This window comes from Pseudomaricurvus albidus (assembly GCF_018863235.1).
In the GTDB taxonomy this organism is placed as follows: Bacteria; Pseudomonadota; Gammaproteobacteria; order Pseudomonadales; family Cellvibrionaceae; genus Pseudomaricurvus; species Pseudomaricurvus albidus.
Genome location: NZ_JAHKRS010000003.1, coordinates 226,967 through 247,355, shown reverse-complemented (window position 1 = coordinate 247,355; position 20,389 = coordinate 226,967). Strand labels below are relative to the sequence as shown.

Below are 20,389 nucleotides of genomic sequence, written 5' to 3'. Positions count from 1 at the left end.
AAATGGTGCGACCTTGAAGTGCGGTGGTGCGTCAGGATGCACTGTTTTGAGGCGTTTCGCAGGGGGTGGTTTTAGCAAGGTCTGCGGTTCACTGCTATGGTGCAAATGGGGCACGTAATTTGCTGTTACCAATTCACAAGGCCAGAGATTGGTCGCAAGGAGTCAGAGTCTGCAGCGTTTCAAATGCTCGCGGTGCTCTAAACAGAGGAGTATATGTGTATCGTGATCAATAAACCGATTCAATTGATCATTGTTTCCGATCTGGATGGGTCTTTGCTGGATCATCACGATTACAGTTTCGAACCTGCTCGGCCACTGCTTGAGCAGTTGGCTAAAGCGGATATCCCCGTTGTCCTGTGCACCAGTAAAACCCGTGCCGAAGTGCAGGCCTTGCGCAAAACCTTGCGTAATCATTCCCCTTTTATCGTTGAAAATGGCGCAGCGGTTTATTTGCCTAAAGTCCAGTTTCCCATCCAGCCTCAGGGCACAGAAGATGCCGGTGGCTATTGGCGCAAAGCTTTCTGTGAAAAGCGCGAGCACTGGCTGACTCTCTTGGAAGAAGCCAAAACCCACTTTATCGGCAAGTTTGATCACTTTGCGGCCATGTCAGAGGCGAGAGTCGCAGAGCTTACCGGGCTTCCTCTGGGGCAAGCCGCTCAGGCGAAGGCCCGCGAATTTGGTGAACCGCTGCAGTGGTTGGGAACCGACGAGGAGCTGATCGCCTTCACTCAATGGTTTCAGGAGCGTGGTGCCTGCATTCTCAGCGGAGGTCGTTTTGTTCATGTGGCCGGCGATGCCGATAAAGGAAGGGCAATGGCCTGGCTGGTCAATGAATATCGTGAGCAAGGTGAGCAGATTCTTCACTCGCAGCAAAAACAGATCAAAGCGCAGCACCATCACCCGAGATTCCTGCAGCAAATTCAGGATCAATTCGAATCCTTATTTCAGCAGCACAGAGCGTGTCAGGTGAAATCCCTGGCACTGGGAGACAGCCAGAATGATGTGGCGATGCTGGAGGCTTCTGATCTGGCGGTAGTGATTCGTTCACCGGTACACGAACCGCCGAAGCTTAAGCGGCAAAAAGGCGTACTGATCTCAGAGAAAGAGGGCCCGGCCGGATGGGCTGAAGGTGTCAGACACTGGTTGTCGGACCTGAAACTTGAACAGCAAGTAATGGCGGGTGACTCACTCTCCAGACAGGCCAGGTAATCCGGATGTTAATCGGATAGAGTTTTTTTGAATTGAATCGTTGATCAAAAAATTGACGAACCCCATACAATATTAACTAAAGGGAAAGCATCGTGGCTGACTTTTATCAGAACGGCATTGTGACCACTCTACATAATCTATCTCATCGTCCTTTAAAAGAGCTGGAGGATGAATTGCGAGGGTTCTGCCGGACCAGACCTATGTCGTTGATCCTGCCTTCTTTATTTTCTGAATTGGAAGGTGAGGCGCTGCCAAATATTGTTAAAGAATTGAATGGTGCTGATTACCTGTCTGAAATTGTGATTGGGCTTGATCGCGCTGATCAGGCGCAGTATGAATATGCGTTAAAGTTTTTTGGTGAGTTGCCTCAGCACCATCGTATTTTGTGGAATGACGGTCCTCGATTACAGGCACTGGATGCTGAACTGCAACAGTTGGGCCTGGCTCCTAAAGAGTTGGGCAAAGGTCGTAACGTCTGGTACTGCATGGGCTATACGCTGGCCTCTGGTCGATCAGAGTCGGTGGCTCTGCACGACTGCGATATCGTCACCTATAACCGGGAGCTGCTGGCCCGCTTGATTTATCCGGTGGCTAACCCTCGGTTTAACTATGAGTTCTGTAAGGGTTTTTATGCGCGGGTAGCGGATGGAAAGATTAACGGTCGTGTCTGTCGTCTGTTGGTCACGCCGTTGCTCAGGGCGCTGAAGAAAATCTTTGGCGAGTTGGAATATCTGCAGTATATGGACAGCTACCGCTATTCTCTGGCCGGTGAGTTTTCTTTCCGCAAGGATGTGCTCAATGATATTCGAATCCCCAGTGATTGGGGATTGGAAATCGGTGTGCTTTCCGAAATGCACCGCAACTATGCCAATAACCGTCTGTGTCAGGTGGATATTGCCGATGTCTACGATCACAAGCATCAGGACCTGTCCTACGATAACGAAATGGGCGGGCTGTCGAAAATGTCCATCGATATTGCCAAGGCGCTGTTTCGCAAACTGGCGACACAGGGCAAGACATTTAATACGGAAACGTTCCGCTCCATTAAAGCGACTTACTTCCGTATCGCTCTGGATTTTATTGAAACCTACCATAACGACGCCGTCATGAACGGTTTAACCCTGGATATTCACCAGGAAGAGAAAGCCGTGGAGCTTTTTGCCCAAAATATTATGAAAGCCGGTGAGGCATTTCTGGAGCGTCCGATGGAAACCCCGTTTATTCCCAGCTGGAACCGGGTGATCAGTGCAATGCCGGATGTGCTGGAGCGCTTGCATCAGGCCGTTGAAGAAGATAACAAGGAGTTTGGTTCGTTATGATAGAAACGGTCACTATCGATAATTCGTTGCCTGCACGGTTGACTCACCTGCTGGAATGCATCTATCACGAAACACCGTTGACGGTATCGTTTGAACAGCTGGCCCATGAATTGTTGAAGCTCATGAGGCTGGATGCCGAAGAAGACACGGCGCCGCCACCACATTACAATCCGTGGAGTCAGGAAGACGTTATTCTGATTACCTATGGTGACAGCTTTATACCGACAGAGGGGGTGAAAGAAAAACCCCTTCAGGTTTTGAAACACTTCCTGGACGAACACTGTGAAGGCATTATCAACAGTGTTCATATCCTGCCTTTTTTCCCGTTCAGTTCGGATGACGGATTTGCGGTTATCGACTTTTCCAGTGTAAACGAAGGCCTCGGCAACTGGAGTCACATCTACGATATTTCACAAAAGTATCGTCTGATGGGCGATCTGGTCATCAACCACTGTTCGAGTCGCAGTCTTTGGTTTCAGAATTTCATCAAGGGCGAAGGCCCCGGTCATGACTATTTCTATACGGCTTCGCCCAGCGACGATTTGCGCGAAGTCGTGCGTCCCCGTACCAGTGATTTACTGAAAGAGGTCGAGACGGAAAGAGGCACCCAGTATGTGTGGTGTACTTTCAGTCATGATCAGGTGGATTTTAATTTTGCCAATCCCGAGGTGCTGAAGCAGTTTGTTTCGATCATTCGGCAGTATCTGGATATGGGAGTGAGAATCTTCCGTCTGGATGCGGTGGCGTTTTTGTGGAAAAAAATTGGTACTACCTGCATCAATCTTGAAGAGACCCATTTGGTGGTGAGGCTGTTGCGCTTGCTGATTGAAAACGCAGAGAGCGAAGCGGTAATTATCACTGAAACCAATATTCCCAATCGAGAGAATCTGTCGTATTTCGGCAACGCCAATGAAGCTCATTGTGTCTACAACTTTTCACTGCCGCCCCTATTGGTCAACACACTGGTTACCGGAAATTGTCATTATCTGAAAATGTGGATGATGAGCATGCCGCCGGCGCAAAACGGCACGACTTATTTTAATTTTATCGCCTCTCACGACGGTATCGGTTTGCGACCTGTTGAGGGGTTGCTCAGCGATGAAGAAACCGACAGCCTGATTAAAACCATGCAGGAGTTTGGTGGTCGGGTTTCCTGGCGGGCGCTGGACAGTGGTGAGGTCCGTCCTTACGAAATCAATATTGCCCTGTACGATGCGCTGCAGGGAACAGTGAAGGGTGCCGATGACTTAGGATTCCAGCGTTTTATTTGTGCCCACGCCATCATGTTGGCGCTGGAAGGTATTCCCGGAATCTACGTGCACAGTATGCTGGGCACCCATAACGACTATGAGCGGATGGAAAACAGTGGTCACAGTCGTTCGATCAATCGTCACCAGTGGCACTGGGATAAAATCGAGGCAGAGTTGAATACAGAAGACAGCTCCCACGCCAGAGTCTTTAAGGCGCTGAAAAAGCTGTTAAAAATACGCCAGAAGCAGACCGCATTCCACCCTAATGCGACACAGTTTACCCTGCATCTGGGTGAGGCGATTTTCGGTTTCTGGCGTCAATCACGGGATCGGACTCAGAGTATCTTTTGCATTTCCAATGTCAGTGATCAACCACAGCCGTTACAGTTGTCCGATATCAATCTGATCGTCACCGACTCCTGGATGGACCTGATCAGTGGGGAGCAATTGCCCGAGGGGGATGCGGTACTCATGATGGAGCCCTATCAGACCCTTTGGATCACCAACCGAGCCGGTTAAAAATACTAATCCCCAAAGGCAGGGATGCCTATTCCTCAGCGTCGCGAATACGTTCGAGGCGCTCCTGCTCTTCGGCGAAGGCGGCTTTAATCTCTTCCAGGACCGAATCCACATCGGCAGAGCCTTCGGGGTCCTCGAAGTGGCCGCTGAGCTGAAGATCGGGATGCAGCTCACCGTCTTCGTAGAGTGACCAGATTTCTTCCGCGTAGCGGGTTTCCAGCAAATCGGGTGCAAACTGCCCGTAGTATTGGGTGATGTTGTCAACATCGCGTTCCAGCATGGCTTCGGCGTTGTTATTGGCGGCGGCGTTGACCGCCTGAGGCAGATCAATAATTACGGGACCGTAGTCATCCACCAGCACGTTAAACTCCGACAGATCCCCGTGCACGATCCCTGCGCACAACATGCGCATGACGTATTGCATCATTACCGCGTGATCTTCCCGGGCTTGTTCGGCGGACATGGTGACATCATTGAGGCGAGGGGCGACTTCTCCCTCGTCATTGGTGATCAGTTCCATCAGCAGCACCCCGTCAAAACAGCCATAGGGTTTGGGAACCCGCACTCCGGCGGCATCGACTTTGTAGAGCGCGTCCACCTCGGCATTTTGCCACACTTCTTCCTGTTGCTTGCGGCCGAATTTAGAGCCTTTTTCCATGGCTCTGGCGCGGCGGCTGTTGCGCACCTTGCGGCCTTCCTGATACTGCACGGCCTTTTTAAAACTGCGTTTGGCGGCTTCTTTATAGACTTTGGCGCAGCGTATCTCGCTGCCACTGCGGACAGTGTAAACCGTCGCTTCCTTGCCGCTCATCAGTTGGCTGAGGACTTCGTCGACTAGCCCGTCTTCTATGAGTGGAAGGATTCGTTTTGGTGTTTTCATGCTGTCGTTTTCCTGCGCGGCCTTAGGGTTGAATGGCCGCACAGCAGGAAACAGGATTTCTGTTGATGTTTCAATAGGTTGGGCATATTGTCTTATTCTACTTCTGTTTTTTGCCGGGGCTGTTGGAAACGCCATGACTCATGAGGAACATCATCGATCGCATCGCGCAGGCTGGTTGCGTGCAGCCGTACTCGGCGCCAACGATGGCATAGTATCTACTGCCAGTTTAATCATCGGGGTGGCTTCCGCCAACACATCTCAGGAAAACATTTTGCTGGCGGGGGTGGCCAGTCTGGTGGCTGGCGCCATGTCCATAGCCGCCGGAGAATATGTATCCGTCAGTTCACAGGCGGATATCGAGAGCGCCGATCTGAAACTGGAGAAAAAGTCTCTGGATACTGACTTTCACGCTGAGCAGGAAGAGCTGGCCGATATCTACGTGGATCGCGGGGTTGAGCCGGCACTGGCGACAGAGGTGGCGAAACAGCTGATGGCTCGGGATGCTCTGGGCGCTCATGCCCGTGATGAAATCGGTATTTCAGACGTCGTCTCGGCCCAGCCTGTGCAGGCGGCGGTGTCTTCAGCGTTTACCTTTGTGGTGGGTGCGGCCTTGCCGCTGTTGATTGCTTGGGCTATACCGGGAGAGCATCAGATTCTGTCGGTAGCCATTGCTTCTCTGGTTTTCCTGGGGGTGCTGGGTGGGCTGGCGGCCAGAGTGGGAGGCGCACCGGTGGTCAAGGGGGTGACGCGAGTGACCTTCTGGGGGGTATTTGCCATGGTGGTCACTGCCGCAGCGGGTCATCTGTTCGGGGTGGCGGTTTGATTCCAGAGGCTCTTGCTAACTAACCTACCAGTAGGTTAGTATCCGTTTCCATGCAAAGACGACTGAAAAACCGCAAAGAGCAGATTCTTGATCTTGCGCTGGAACTGTTACAGACCCACGGGTTTGAAAGCTTCAGCTATCAGGATTTGTCTCGTGAGCTGGGTATCACCAAGGCCAGTATCCATCACCACTTTCCGAAAAAAGCGGATTTGGGGGTAGCGCTGTGCGAGGTGATTCAGCAGTGGCATGAACGGGAATTTTCCCGAGCCCGCAACTTTACCGGCTCGGCCATGGAAAAGCTCGATATGTACGTCAAGGGCACGTTGAAGTACGCCTGTGGCGATAAAAAGATTTGCCCTCTGAGCAGTCTGCAGGCGGATATCGCTTCACTTCCTGAGGCCATGCGCCCCGCGCTTAAGCGGATGGATGATCACGAGCTGGATTTTATTGCCGAGTTGCTGGAAGAGGGACGAGTCAATGGTGAGTTCAGTTTTTCCGGTGAGGCCCGCAGTCAGGCAATCCTGTTCGTGCTGACCTGCAAAGGCGCTTTGCAGTATTCACGTGTTCATGGCAGCAGCGTCTATGATGCGGCTATGGCGCAAATGAAAGCCTTGTTGTTAGGGCAAGTTTCTGAGTTGGGCCAGTCAACTGACCCTGCGGCCACTTCTGGCATTGATCAATCTGCAAGACAGTAATCGTTTCGAAGAGGAGCAGGGCTTCTTTTCTTGCGGGTTACTTTTAAATTGTTAACCATCCTACTGGTAGGTAGGACGGTGTAATGTTCAACTTCACACTGAGATCACGGAGTTTTCTGATGACTACAGCCAACAGCCTTTTTAAGCCATTTTCCCTGGGTTCCATGGAATTGCCTAACCGGATTGCCATGGCGCCTATGACGCGCTCGTTTTCCCCAAATAATGTGCCGAATGACAAGGTGGTTGAATACTATCGCCGTCGCGCTGCGGGCGGTGTCGGACTGATTATTACCGAGGGAACCTGTATCGGGCACAAGGCCGCTTCCGGTTATCCTGATGTTCCGTTGATAGCTGGCGAAGAGGCGTTGGCGGGCTGGAAAAAAGTGGTGGATGCTGTTCACGCCGAAGGGGGAAAAATTGCCCCGCAGTTATGGCATGTAGGCGCGATTCGCAAGCCGGGTGTTGAGCCTGGTGGTGATCTGCCGGGGTATGGTCCTTCCGGTATGGCGGTTCCGGGTAAGGTAACCGGTCATGAAATGACAAAAGAAGACATTGATGAGGTGGTTGCAGCATTTGCTCAGGCGGCCAAGGATGCCAAAGCGGTCGGCTTTGATGCCGTCGAGATTCATGCTGCTCACGGTTACCTGATCGATCAGTTTTTCTGGGAAGGCACCAATCAGCGCACTGATGAGTACGGTGGTGATCTGGCTCAGCGTTCGCGTTTTGCCATTGAAATTGTCCAGGCCATTCGCGAAGCCGTCGGTCCTGATTTTCCGATTATTCTGCGCTGGTCCCAGTGGAAGCAGCAGGATTACACGGCGCGACTGGTTGAAACTCCCGAAGAACTGGATGCGTTTCTTAAGCCTTTGAGCGATGCCGGTGTCGATATTTTCCATTGTTCTACCCGTCGCTTCTGGGAGCCGGAGTTTGACGGCAGTGATCTGAATCTGGCCGGCTGGACACGCAAACTGACTGGTAAACCCTGTATTACAGTAGGCAGCGTCGGTCTTAGCAATGAGTTTTTGCCCAAGCCCGGTGAGGCGTCTTTCCAGGCGGCAGAGCCTGCCAGTCTCGATAACCTGTTGCAGCGTATGGACAATGACGAGTTTGATCTGGTGGCTGTTGGGCGTGCATTAATTGCCAACCCAAGCTGGGCTAACATGGTAAAAGAAGGTCGACTGGAAGAACTTAAGGCTTATGAGCAGGCAGCTTTGACCTCTCTGGATTGATTGAGCCTGTCCATCGTCCTTAAAAACGCCAGCGCAGCTTTGCAGCGCTGGCGTTTTTGCATTGGGTCTAAAGAGAGATGTGGTATTAGTGTTGTACCCAATCACTCGGACTTGTTACCATGCGCGCCGTTCCAACGGGCTTCCCGGCCCGGATTACTCCTTCTAATAAGCGTTGTTGAAAGTTCCGAGTTATGAAAAAGCATATTGCTGTGCGCCTGAAATCCTATTATCACGGAGAGACCGGGTTTCAATACAATGGTGCAAGTGTGGTGAATTCGGCGTTGGAAAAACGCGATCCAGCACTCAAAAATATCACGGAAGAGTTACACAATCAGGGTTTGGCTTTCGATATTGATGGCTGTAGTCTTTACTGGTTTCAAATCGAAGACGATAAGACCTGTGATTTCTACAATCACTTTAATGAAGTGGAAGTGGTGTTTGAAAGTGATTGGTTTGACAGCCAGAAAGCGCGTATCCGCGGAATGGCCGGTAAAATGTATTACGATGCCTGTGCGGAAATAGCCAGGAATGTCACTTTGAAAGATCAGTCCCGGCCAATCAACTATTCACTGCCAACCCAGGTCGCCTGACCTGGGTTCTGGGTCATTCTTAATTGTCAGAGTCCTGACTTAAAAGGTAAACCGCCAGGTCATGCCGCTGGGTTTCACTCAGGTCATATTGTGGCATGGGTGGGTTAGGGCTCAGGAAATACGCTGTCAGGGTATCGAGTGTGTAGCGGCGATGCAGCTGCTGCAGTTTCTTGCCCGACGGATTGCCTTCTCCGTTAAGCAAGTGACAACTGGCGCAGGCATTCAGGGCATAAATGGCCTCGCCCTGTTTGTGAGACTCCTCAATCTCTGCAGCAGAAAGCGCATCCCATTGGGGGTCTTCCAGCGGTGTCTGGCTGCTATCGTCCAGAGTGTTTTGTTCCTTGCCATAGCAAACGCGGTAAATGGTTCCTGAGTAGTCGTCAGAGATGTACAGACATTGGTCTGGTCCCTCGGCGATGTCTACAGGTCGACCGATAATGCTGCCGTCACTTTCAAATCCGGTCATAAAGTCCTGGCTGTGAATCTTGCCATCCGGGGTCCAGTGTAAAGAGACTACCTTGTAACCATCGGGTGTACTGCGGTTCCATGAGCCGTGCAGGGCAACCAGGGCGCTGTTGTCATAGCCAGCCGGCATCTTGGCCTGACGGATAAAGCGGATTCCCAATGGGGCGTTGTGAGGACGGAAGCCAAACGCGGGTGGGACAGCATAATCCAGCAGGCTTTCTCTTCCTTCACCAAGATCCGGATCGAGATCACCGAAGCCATTAATAAATGGCCAGCCATAAAACGTGTTGCGCTCAATCTTGTTCAGTTCGCAAACGGGGTAGTCGTCGCCGAGCAGGTCGCGGCCATTGTCAGTGGCGTAGAGGCTGCCATCCCAGGGGGCAAAGTCCATCCCGACACTGTTTCGCAGGCCGCTGGCGAAGATCTCACCGTTCTGTCCATCCACATCAAAGCGCATAATGGTTGCGCGGCGCTCGTCCTTTTCGATACAGACGTTACAGGTTGAACCCATGCTGACATAAAGGTATCCATCGCGGATACGAATGGACTTGCTCCAGTGATTACCATTGTCTGTCAGCCCGGTCACAATGCGTTCGTAGCTGCCGGCCAGTTCGCCGGTTTTGTGGTCAAAAAGGACGCGACCTACGGCATTGGACTCGGCAATGTACAGCCAGTCTTCGTGGAATTCGAGCCCGTGTGGGCGGGTCAATTTATCGAGCAAGACTTTACTGCCATCGTGGCGACCATCTTCATTGCTGTCGCGCTGGAGCAGCAGGACTTTTCCTTCACGGGGCTGGCTGACGACCAGGTCACCAGTGCGGGAAAACTCCATCATGCGCACTTTTTTCAATCCGCTGGCGTACTGCCCGATACTGAAACCGTCGGGTACGGATAGGCGCTGTTCCATGGTGGCCTGATCGGGTGACGCTGTGCCAAAACCGAACAGAGCATTAAACACGGCGGCGGGGCTTGATACTGGACCAAAAGATATAAAAGCCACGACTGCTAACACCAGTAGAGCCCAGAGGATCAGAAAAGCCGCTATGCCCCGTTTTATCCAGACACCCATAAGAGATATTCCCCAGTTATTTGACGTAGTTATTTGACGTAGTTAATTGAAACCGTATCCCGCAGCGTGGCTGTGCTATGACACTTCGGTGCCCAGGGCTTACGAAGTTTTTGTTTGTGTTGCGGGGTAGACAAGCAGCAAACTGAACAGACTGCTTGCCGCAATGGTGATGGCGATAGGCAGCAGGGTGCCATCAAAAAAGGCATTGCTGATGCCCCCAAGCAACGCACCGGCCGCAAAGGTTGCACAACCGAATATAGCATTGGCGGTGCCGCCAGTACTACCGTGGTAATCGAGGTAGAGAGACAGATTGTTGGGATAAGCAAAGCCTACGGTAGCGATAGTGGCACAGATCAGGCCAAGTGTTGGCCAGACCGTGGGTGTCGTGGTTGCGGAGTAAATACAAAATGTCACCGTGATCAGAAGCTGTGCAACAGCGGACCACCGTAAAACCACCCGACGATCAATGGTATTCAGCAAGCTGATGTTGATGCGGCCAGCTAACGCTGAGGCCAGTGGGATGGCGGCAAAAAAGAAGGGGAATTTGGCTTGTCCGACATTAAAGTACGTCAGGAACATAAACGACGCATTGGTGACAAAGGCCAGCAATATGCCGCTGACAAACGCCTGGCTGAACAGAAACGGCAGTGATCGGCTTTGTCGGAATACCTGAGAGTAGGAGTGGATATAGTGTTTCAGCAGTGAATTCCGGACTTTTTCAGTATTAGGCAATGCCGCAGGAATATTCTTCAGGACCATACCCAGCATCAATGCAGCATAGGCGGCCAGAAAGACAAAGATGTACTGCCACTTGGATATGGCCAGAATCACTGAGCCGACAGCGGGGGCGATTAATGGTGCAATCATCATGATCATGCCAATGGTGGCAAAGGTCTGGGCGCTCTGCTGTCCTTTGTAGCGGTCCCGTACCAGTGCTCCGACAACCACAGACGCAGCTCCTCCTCCCAGTGCCTGAACAAAGCGTGCGATTAAAAAAGTGTCCACCGAGCTGGCGAAGGTGATCACAATGCTGCTGAGGATAAAAAGGGTGAGTCCGGACAGGGCTATGGGGCGGCGTCCGATTCTGTCGGATAGTGGCCCGCCGGTAAGTTGGCCCAGCGCGAAGCCCAGCAAGAAAGCGCTAATGCCCATATTGACGGCAGGAATCGGTGCATCGAGTTCGCTGGCAAGTGCTGGAATTGCGGGCAGATAAGTATCAATGGCAAAGGGGGTGAGGGCGACCAGGGCGGCCAGTCGAATCGCAAAAACCCGGTGCGAAGCGTGTTCCATGCGGTAAAGCCTGCTCAGAAAAGTGCGCTAGCATGACGGATTTGCGCTGGAGTGTATAGGCATAACAAAAACGGGCCATACCCTCTGGTATGACCCGCTGTGTGATCCCTCACGAGATAATCAATTAAACCACTATTCCCTGACCATTATGGCGCATCCCTGGCCATGTCCCTGACATTGTTATCTCTGTATCTATCGATCCTACGAAATTGGGTGCATCCGTTGGCCTTTCATGGCCTGCAGTGTTCGTCCCTGTCGTACTTCCTTGTGATAAACAGTATGGCCCTATAGTGATAAGCAATCCAGTCACATATGGCTGAAAATTTTGTAGGATATATCTCACAAGCACTGGGCATTGTCCTTGAAGGGAAGGTTGTCAGGGAGTGAGTGGGAATTGTCTGGAAGTATTGGAAATTGCCTGAAAAGAAGTGCGTATTTATATTATTCAGAAATCGGTAATATGTTTATGACAAATTTACATATAAATCTGCTTTGACCTGGCTTAAGCCTATGTAAAGCTCTTGGCATCACTGTAACGTCGGAATGTGAGTACTTACACAAATATGATTGAAGAAGTAAAAAAGTTCATGAAGATGGAATCAGCCAGTGGTGTTCTGCTGATGGCTGCCGCTGTATTGGCGATGATATTTGCCAATACGCCTCTGCATATTTATTATGATGCATTGATTGATGTCCCGGTAGAAGTCCGTGTCGGGGCTCTGGAGATCGATAAGCCGTTGCTTCTCTGGATTAATGACGGCCTGATGGCGGTCTTTTTCTTTCTGATCGGGCTGGAGCTTAAGCGCGAATTGATCGAAGGTGAGCTGTCAAATCCCAGCGCCATTGCCCTTCCGGCGATCGGTGCTGTGGGGGGGATGGCCGCTCCCGCCTTGATCTATGTGTTCTTTAATCAGCACGATCCGGTGGCCATTAACGGTTGGGCAATTCCCGCTGCGACCGATATTGCGTTTTCTCTCGGTATACTTGCGCTGCTTGGAACCCGGGTGCCGGTGGCGCTTAAAGTGTTTCTGGTGTCTCTGGCTATTTTTGATGACGTGGGTGCAATTGTCATTATTGCCATGTTCTACACTGACGACCTGTCTACAACGGCCTTGATGATCGGGCTGGTGTGTACCGTGTTTCTGTTTTTCCTCAACCGGGCCCATGTCACCAATATTACGCCTTATCTGTTCGTCGGGGTGGTGATGTGGATTGCGGTGCTTAAATCGGGTGTGCACGCTACTCTGGCGGGGGTAGTGATGGCTCTGTTTATTCCCATCAAACCGAAGCCCGGCGAGAGTTATTCACCGCTGAAAGAACTTGAGCACGATCTTCACAGCGCTGTGGCTTTCGGGATCCTGCCGATTTTCGCCTTTGCCAATGCCGGGGTTCACGTGCTCGGGATGGGGATGGAAAATATTCTGCACTCGGCTCCGGTGGGTATCGCTCTGGGGCTGTTTCTCGGCAAGCCGATCGGCATTTTTGGCCTGTGTTGGCTCAGCACTAAAATTGGTCTGGTCAAAATGCCTGAGGGGTTGAACTACAAGGCGCTGTTTGGTGTGTCTCTGTTGTGTGGTGTGGGTTTTACCATGAGCCTGTTTATTGGCTCGCTGGCGTTTGACTCCAGCAGGGTGTTTGACGAGCGTCTGGGTATTCTGGTTGGTTCAGCTGTGTCCGGTCTTGTGGGTTATCTGGTGTTATTTATGATCTTGCCGAAGAAGGATTCGGCCGAGTCCCAGGCTTCTCAGTAACCTGACTCTTTACCGCCTGCTAGTCTTAAGAGAGTATTTCTGAAGGACGGGATCTTGCTACGCAAGACCCCGTGCCTGAAAAGACATCTTTTGGATTAAGTCCCGTTAGCAGGCGTGCCGTTATGATGACCAAGCTTCCTTTTCCGCAGCTCATGTTGTTCGATTGGCATGGCACTCTGGTGAATACGCTGGATGCCATGTATCAGGCGGTCGAAGTCCTGCTGGATCAATTGGAAGATCTGGATCTGGTCCCGTCCATGTCCAGAGAGATGGAAACCCGCAACGCAGATGATGAAAAACTGCTGCGTTATGTGCGGGTTTTTCGCCACCTCCCCCCGAAAGTTCTGGCCGAAAGGCGCATATCCCGCACCGATATTTTCGATGTGCTGTTTGGCGGTGATGATATGGCCAAACTGAAGGCGCATCGTGCTTACAACGCGCATTACCGTAATTTCTTTGGTGAAGTTAAACCGTTTCAGGCGGGTATATACGGTTATCTCTGCTGCTTGAAGGCAAATGGAATTCGTCTCGGCGTGGCAACCAACCGCAGCAGGGAATTTCTTGAAGCCGAACTGGCACTCGTGGATGGCGGCCGTTGGAAGGATATCTTTGATGTGGTGGTGTGTGGCGACCAGTCCCGTCGTTACAAACCGGCACCGGATATGTTGTTGGAAGCGATGGCCAAGGTGGGCGTGTCTCAACCGGACTCTGTATGGTATGTCGGTGATAGCCAGAGTGATATGTTGACGGCAAGGCGGGCGGGAGTCGTCTCGGTGTTTTATAACGGCGCCCTGTGGGAGCGGGAGTGGTTTACAGGTTCATTTGTGGATCACGAAATGCACTACGAGCCAAATGCCATCGTTGACGATTTTGATGATCTGCTGGATTTACTCGAAAACCAGCAAGCGCTTGAGCAAAGACCCGAGCGGCAGCCACCGAGAGAGCCCCCGCCTGTGCATGTGGAGCCCGACTGGCACCCTTCCGTTGCCCAGCTGACCCCGCCGTCACTGATTCTGTTTGATTGGCACGCTACCCTGGTGGACACTCTGGACGCCATGTATCACGCCGTCGATGACATGTTGGCCGAATTCGATGAACTTGATTTAATGCAGCGCCTGGTGACGGACGCCAAAGCCAAATCACCGGAAGACATGAAACTGGTGGCTCATGTTCGCCAGTACAAACAGTTGCACCCAAAAATCAAAGCGGATCGAAAAATTTCCCGTACCGATATCTTTGAAGTCCTGTTCGGCGAGGACGATGAGGCAAAACGCATCGCTCACGGACATTTCACCCGACACTATCGCAAGTACTTCGGCACCGCTTTACCGTTTGAACCCAGGGTGCGTTATGTGTTGCAGGGGCTGCGGGATATTGGCATGCCGGTGGGTGTGATTACCAATCGGGATCGTGAATTTTTTGTCGCCGAGCTGGCCAATGTCAATGGTGAAAACTGGTCGGAGTTTTTTGACGTGTCTGTCTGTGGCGACGATACGCAAAAGCGCAAGCCTCATATCGATCAGCTGGAAAAAGCGGTTGAGGGCTATGGCAAATCGCTGGGCGAAGATGTGTGGTATGTGGGCGACAGCACCACGGATACCATTGCTGCCAAGAGTGCTGGCGTTACCAGTGTGTTTTTCAACGGTGCTCAGTGGGATCAACCCTGGCTGAATAAAATTTTCCCAGGGACGAAACGATACCCTTACAAGCCGGATGTGGTCGTGAACGATTTTTCAGAGTTTTGGGCGCTGGTGCTGGCCTGCCGAAACCGGCAAATGTAGTTTGCCTGAGAGCTTTCTGGGGAATGCGGATTTGAGGTTGAGCACCTCAAATCCGCTGTTTCCAAGGGCGGGTGCGGGAGCTTTAGCCCCCTTAGTGCATCTGCGACAGTAATACCTGGAACGGGTGAGGCAGTTGCAGGTCATCCATGCGCTTTGCCTGGCTGCGACAGGAGTAACCGGTGGCCATCAGCTTGCCCTGATTTTCTTCGGCATTGACTGCTTGCGACCACGACAGCTCGTAAATGCGCTTGGACGTTTGCACGTTTTGCGCTTCGTGTCCGTAGGTTCCCGCCATGCCACAACAGCCCACATCGACCATGCTGAGCTGCTGGCCCAGGGCGGAGAAGACGGCTCCCCAGTCTTTCATTGAGGCCGCGGCATTGGTTTTTTCCGTGCAGTGAGCCAGCAGTTTGAAATCGCCGGTCATAAAGTTGGCTTTCTGTTCCGCCAGGCGGTCCGTTTGAGTGGCCAGCCACTCTTGCAGCAATTGCACTTTCGGGGCGTTATCGCCCATGACTTTCTGATATTCACTGCGGTAAGCCAGTGTCATGGAGGGCTCGATACCAATCAGGGGAATACCGGTATTACTGAGGGTGTTCAAAAACTCAGCGGTGTTATTCGCCGTATTTTCAAACGCTTTCAGAAAACCGTGAACATGCAGCGGTTTGCCGTTGGCTTTGAACGGAGCCAGCAGTGGGTTAAAGCCCAGAGACTTCAGCAATTTGAGTGCATCAACCACCACTTGGGTTTCAAAGTAGCTGGTAAAGGCATCCTGCACCACAATCACCGAGCGTTGTTTGTCCTCGTCGCTCAATTCGCGAATGTTTTCTGCCACCGCGTAACGCAGACCCAGTTGTTGCAGTTGAGTATCCAGATTGATTCCTGTCAGAAGCGGGCTGTCCACCATGCCGGCTACCCGAGCCATCGCCTTTTGCAGGATGGCAGGTTTCATCAGGCCGTTATACAGCCAGGGCACACGCGCCAGCGTGGGAATCATGTATTCCAGTCCGCCGATAAAATAATCTTTTAGCGGGCGCAGATAGCGACTGTAGTACAGCTCCATAAACTTGCTGCGGAAAGACGGAACATCCACCTTGATCGGGCATTGTCCAACGCAGGATTTACAGGCCAGACAGCCTGCCATGGACTCCATGACTTCGTTGGAAAAATCGTATTCACCCCGGCGCTTGGCCAAGGTGTTTTTGGTGCGTGTGTAAAGTGTGCCCCAAAACGGTTGCCGCTTGGCCTGAGCACTCTCCTGCAGAGGATCGATGCCTCGCTCGCTCAGTTGTTTTAGCCATTCGCGGACCAGTGAAGCGCGACCCTTGGGTGAGTGAATACGCTCGCGGGTTCCTTTCCAGGAGGGACACATGGCATCCTTGGGATCCCAGTTAAAACAGGCGCCGTTACCGTTACAGTGCATGCCTTCACTGTAGCCTTCCCACACTTGTACGGGAATCTTGCGGTCTTCCTGGCCGCGGGTGACCACGCCATCAATCGTGGCCAGCTGGATGTGCTCATGCGGGGTGGCGATTTTCCCCGGGTTGAGCTGGTTGCGGGGGTCACAAGTCGCTTTAATGCGTTGCAGCTGCGGGTAGAGGTCGCCGAAGAATGCCGGAGCGTATTCTGAACGCACACCCTTGCCGTGCTCACCCCACAACAGACCGTTGTATTTCTGAGTCAGTGCAGCCACCTTGTCAGAGATGACCCGAACCATTTTTTCCTGCTCGGGGTCTTTCATGTCGATGGCGGGGCGAACGTGCAGCACTCCGGCGTCTACGTGACCAAACATGCCGTAGGCCAGATCATGGCTGTCCAGAACCTCCCGGAACTCCATAATGAAGTCGGCCAGATTCTCCGGTGGGACGGCGGTGTCTTCAACAAAGGGAATGGGGCGGGCTTCGCCTTTGGCGTTGCCCAGCAAACCGACGGACTTTTTCCGCATGCCCCAGATTTTGGCAACGGAGTCGGCGCCCCAGGCGACGGAGTAACCAATGCTGGGCGAGGATGCGTCATCGGCCCGGGCATCCAGCTGGTCTGTCAGTACCTTGATGTTGTTTTTGAGCGTCTCTTCATCGTCGGCGGTGTATTCCACCAGATTGATGCCCTGAATGGTTTTGCCGGCCGTGGGCGGGAAGAATTCTTCCACAGTGTTCCAGACAATATCCCCCATCGCCAGATTGAGAACCTTGGAGTCGACAGTCTCAATGGAAGTGGGGCCGGCTTTCATCAACTCGGTGGCGTCGCGCAGGGCGGCGTTAAAGTTTTCGTATTTGACGTTAATCAGTGCTGAACATTTGGGGATGGGCAGCAGATTCAGCTTGGCTTCGGTAATAAAGCCCAGAGTGCCTTCGCTACCGCAGAGTACGCTGTTGAGATCGAACTTGCCGTCCTCGGTGCGGATATGTGCCAGATCGTAGCCGGTCAGACAGCGATTCAGCTTGGGAAACCTGGCTTCAATGGCTGCGTGGTGTTCTTTATGGATGTTGTTGACGACACGGTGCAGCTCGCCGACCCGATCCTGGCGCTGGCTGATGGCGTCGAAATCCTGCTCTTCCAGCGGGTGCGAGGTGCACTCGCTGCCGTCCATAAATACCGTGGTCAGCGACAATACGTGGTCGCGGGTTTTACCGTACAGGCAGGAGCCCTGTCCCGAGGCATCGGTATTGATCATACCGCCGATGGTGGCACGATTACTGGTGGACAGCTCCGGGGCAAAGAACAGGCCGTAGGGCTTGAGAGCCGCATTCAACTGATCTTTGACCACACCTGCCTGGACCTTGACCCAACGTTCTTTGGCGTTGATTTCCAGGATACGGTTCATGTGCTTGGAAATATCAATGATCAGGCCATCGGTCAACGATTGGCCATTGGTGCCTGTGCCGCCGCCTCGGGGGCTCAGGACAATGTCGCGAAACTGCTTCAGGTTGCTCAGCTCGGCCACTCTCACCAGATCAGTGGCGTTTTTGGGGTAGATGACCCCCTGCGGCAGGACCTGATAGATGGAGTTATCCGTCGCCAGCACGGTGCGGTTGGCGTAATCGGGATTGAGTTCACCTTCAAAGCCACAGGCTTTCAGAGCTTCGATAAAGGCCAGGTACTGGGCCTGAACCGGTGACGTTTCGCGAATACTGGGGATCATAAAGACAACATCATTTAAATTTCCGGGCGGCCATTTTACCGGTTCAGGGCCAAGGGTGCTATGGGGCTGGGTGATGGTTGGGCGATCGTATGGGGTCTGTCTATACTCAGGAGGGTCAGAAGCACGCAGATCGGGCTTTGTATTGGGTGAGGACAGCCTTTAACGCTGGTCTTCATGGGCTTTCAGCCTCTGAAGCTGTATCTGGGTTGAATTCATACTTTTACGGCTCCGCAACCCGTCGAAGCCTGCTGGCGGTGAGGTTTGCTGGTAATCTGTGCGTTGGAATCACTTCCTATGGAGTCAGGAGTAAAGGGAAATATGAAAACATGGTTATTCGCCTGCTTGTGGGTGTCTTCTGTCGCTTGGGCTGCGACGCAGACCACGTCGCCATCTTCAGACAGTAAACCCATGCTGGGGGCGTGGGGAGTGGAGACACAATACCTTTCTGACACCGTGATTCCCGGCAATGATTTCTATCGGTTTGTGAATGAGGGCTGGCTGAACTCCACCAAGATCCCTCAGGGCTTCCCCCGGGTGGACTCGTTTGTAGAAGTGTATCTGCGCAGTGAAGAACAAATTCACTCGATCATCACTGACGTAGATAAGGATGAAGTGGGTGGGCAGCAGATACAGGCGCTGTATCAAAGTTACATGGATGAAGAACGCATTGAGAAGCTTGGCCTCACACCCATTCGGGGGGATCTCAGGAAGCTGCTGAAAATATCCAGCCACAGTGAGGTGGCGCGCTGGATGGCCAGACCCATGCAGCATTCGGCTGTGGGTATGGGGGTGAGGCTGGATGAAAAGAACCCTCAGCGCTACACCCTGGTTGTCTGGCAGAGTGGTCTGGGATTGCCAGATCGGGCTTACTATCTGAATGACAGCAAGCTGTATGCGGATATCCGCCGAGATTATGCCCGTTACATTGAGGACTCTTTCAACCGGGCGGGTCTCGATTGGGCCGAGCAGCGCGCGTCTGACATTCTCGCGTTTGAAACCCGTTTGGCGGAATTGCATTGGCCTGCCGAAGAGTTGCGTGACCGGGTTAAAAATTACCAGCCGATGAGCAAAGCCGAATTGATCAAATTTGCTCCGGGATTTGATTGGGCAGCCTTTATGGATGAAATGCGGGTGGGTGGGCAAACTCGTCTGATCGTCGAATCCAATACCGCCATTCGGGGCATTGCCAAATTGATTTCTGAAACGCCCGTCGATGTGCTGCGATCTTATTTGCTCTTCCATTGCATTGATAACTACGCGGCTTTGCTGCCGCGAGAATACGCCGAGGCGAGTTTTGCGTTTTATTCAACTCGTCTTAACGGTATTGCAGAAATGCGCCCAAGGGCTCAACGGGCTCAAGGATTTGTTAATGATTCCCTGGGTGAAGTGCTAGGACGAATTTACGTAAAACACTTTTTCCCGGAATCCAATAAAGCCCTGTTAAAAGAGTATATTGGCTATATTCGTGAAGCCTTTCGCCAGCGCATTCAGCGTTCCTCCTGGATGGACGCAGAAACAAAAGCCGAAGCCTATAAAAAGCTGGATGGCTTTGTGGCCAAAATCGGTTATCCGGATAAGTGGCGGGACTTCAGTCAGATCACCATCCGCCCAACGGATTTGATTGGCAACACCAGGCGTATTCAGGCGTGGTACTGGGCGGATGAAGTGGCCAAGTTGCATGGCCCGCGAAGGCTGTGGGAGTGGGGCATGAATCCGCAGGATATCAATGCCTATTACTCTCCGTCGCGCAATGAGATTGTTTTTCCTGCGGCCATTTTCCAGCCGCCGTTTTTTGATCCGCAGGCCGATCCTGCGGTGAATTTTGCGGCCATCGGAGCGGTAATCGGACATGAGATGGGACACGGCTTTGATGATCAGGGCAGCCTTTCAGACAGTGAAGGCCGTTTGCGGGACTGGTGGACCTCTGCAGCCAGAGAGCACTTTGAAGAGCGTACAGCGGTGCTGGTAAAACAATACGACAGCTATGAGCCCATTGAGGGTTTGCACGTCAATGGCCAGCTGACCCTCGGCGAAAACATCGGTGATCTGGGAGGCATCTCGGTTGCTCATGAGGCCTATCGCGAATACGTGAAAAAGAATTACGCGGGTAAAGCCCCTGTTATTGATGGCTACACCGGAGATCAACGGTTCTTTATGTCCTGGGCCCAGATGTGGCGTTCGATACAGACAGAAGGCTTTATGAGAAAGCAGGTGCTGACCAATCCGCACAGCCCGAATCAATACAGGGTCAATGGCGTACTGCGTAATGTCGATGCCTGGTACGAAGCGTTTGGTGTGGCTGAAGACAACACTTTGTATTTGCCGCCGACAGAGCGAGTGCATATCTGGTGAGCTGTCAGTCTCGGGGTGGTCGTTC

General features: G+C 52.4%; 14 protein-coding genes. 10 read left to right on the top strand and 4 right to left on the bottom strand.

The genetic code is table 11. The features are described 5' to 3' along the window. The first annotated feature begins 222 nt into the window (after positions 1–222). From KOI40_RS18390 to KOI40_RS07575, 3 genes are all read left to right on the top strand, one after another. Positions 223–1,209, top strand: coding sequence for an HAD-IIB family hydrolase (locus KOI40_RS18390; protein WP_369413159.1), 987 nt, complete (start codon positions 223–225; stop codon positions 1,207–1,209). A gap of 92 nt (positions 1,210–1,301) precedes the next feature. Then, positions 1,302–2,528: a glycosyltransferase family protein gene (locus KOI40_RS07580; RefSeq protein ID WP_216096879.1), complete on the top strand. Its 1,227-nt coding sequence runs from the start codon at positions 1,302–1,304 to the stop codon at positions 2,526–2,528. Beyond that, on the top strand, positions 2,525–4,297 hold the full coding sequence (locus KOI40_RS07575; protein ID WP_216096878.1) for a sugar phosphorylase: 1,773 nt from the start codon (positions 2,525–2,527) through the stop codon (positions 4,295–4,297). The genes KOI40_RS07580 and KOI40_RS07575 overlap by 4 nt, the downstream gene beginning before the upstream one ends. A 28-nt stretch (positions 4,298–4,325) precedes the next feature. Here KOI40_RS07575 and KOI40_RS07570 read toward each other — a convergent pair whose 3' ends face one another. After that, the gene (locus KOI40_RS07570; protein WP_216096877.1) at positions 4,326–5,177 is read right to left on the bottom strand and encodes a PA4780 family RIO1-like protein kinase; all 852 of its coding nucleotides are present in this window, start codon (positions 5,175–5,177) and stop codon (positions 4,326–4,328) included. Positions 5,178–5,310: 133 nt separating this feature from the next. Here KOI40_RS07570 and KOI40_RS07565 point away from each other — a divergent pair, with 133 nt between their 5' ends. From KOI40_RS07565 to KOI40_RS07550, 4 genes are all read left to right on the top strand, one after another. Continuing rightward, a complete protein-coding gene (locus KOI40_RS07565; RefSeq protein WP_216096876.1) occupies positions 5,311–6,000 on the top strand; it encodes a VIT1/CCC1 transporter family protein in 690 nt (229 codons plus the stop codon). Positions 6,001–6,050: 50 nt separating this feature from the next. Further along, positions 6,051–6,695 carry a TetR/AcrR family transcriptional regulator gene (locus KOI40_RS07560; RefSeq protein ID WP_216096875.1) on the top strand — a complete coding sequence of 215 codons (645 nt, stop codon included), beginning with the start codon at positions 6,051–6,053 and terminating at the stop codon, positions 6,693–6,695. 119 nt (positions 6,696–6,814) lie between these two features. Beyond that, entirely contained in the window at positions 6,815–7,924 is a 1,110-nt protein-coding gene (locus tag KOI40_RS07555) for an NADH:flavin oxidoreductase (protein WP_216096874.1), read from the top strand. A gap of 191 nt (positions 7,925–8,115) precedes the next feature. After that, positions 8,116–8,514, top strand: coding sequence for a hypothetical protein (locus KOI40_RS07550; RefSeq protein ID WP_216096873.1), 399 nt, complete (start codon positions 8,116–8,118; stop codon positions 8,512–8,514). Between the two features lie 19 nt (positions 8,515–8,533). On the opposite strand, the gene KOI40_RS07545 is transcribed toward KOI40_RS07550, so the two are convergent. Both KOI40_RS07545 and KOI40_RS07540 read right to left on the bottom strand, forming a co-directional pair. Further along, positions 8,534–10,048: a DUF7133 domain-containing protein gene (locus tag KOI40_RS07545; RefSeq protein ID WP_216096872.1), complete on the bottom strand. Its 1,515-nt coding sequence runs from the start codon at positions 10,046–10,048 to the stop codon at positions 8,534–8,536. 99 nt (positions 10,049–10,147) lie between these two features. After that, positions 10,148–11,338, bottom strand: coding sequence for a multidrug effflux MFS transporter (locus KOI40_RS07540; protein WP_216096871.1), 1,191 nt, complete (start codon positions 11,336–11,338; stop codon positions 10,148–10,150). Positions 11,339–11,901: 563 nt separating this feature from the next. Here KOI40_RS07540 and nhaA point away from each other — a divergent pair. After that, positions 11,902–13,089 (top strand): Na+/H+ antiporter NhaA, encoded by a 1,188-nt coding sequence (gene nhaA / locus KOI40_RS07535; RefSeq protein ID WP_216096870.1) that lies wholly within the window; start codon positions 11,902–11,904, stop codon positions 13,087–13,089. 122 nt (positions 13,090–13,211) lie between these two features. Beyond that, positions 13,212–14,870 carry an HAD family hydrolase gene (locus tag KOI40_RS07530; RefSeq protein ID WP_233710099.1) on the top strand — a complete coding sequence of 553 codons (1,659 nt, stop codon included), beginning with the start codon at positions 13,212–13,214 and terminating at the stop codon, positions 14,868–14,870. Between the two features lie 91 nt (positions 14,871–14,961). Here KOI40_RS07530 and ydiJ read toward each other — a convergent pair whose 3' ends face one another. Continuing rightward, complete coding sequence (gene ydiJ, locus KOI40_RS07525; protein ID WP_216096869.1) at positions 14,962–18,012, bottom strand: D-2-hydroxyglutarate dehydrogenase YdiJ; 3,051 nt, start codon at positions 18,010–18,012, stop codon at positions 14,962–14,964. 318 nt (positions 18,013–18,330) lie between these two features. Here ydiJ and KOI40_RS07520 point away from each other — a divergent pair, with 318 nt between their 5' ends. Next, complete coding sequence (locus KOI40_RS07520; RefSeq protein WP_216096868.1) at positions 18,331–20,364, top strand: M13 family metallopeptidase; 2,034 nt, start codon at positions 18,331–18,333, stop codon at positions 20,362–20,364. Positions 20,365–20,389 lie beyond the last annotated feature (25 nt).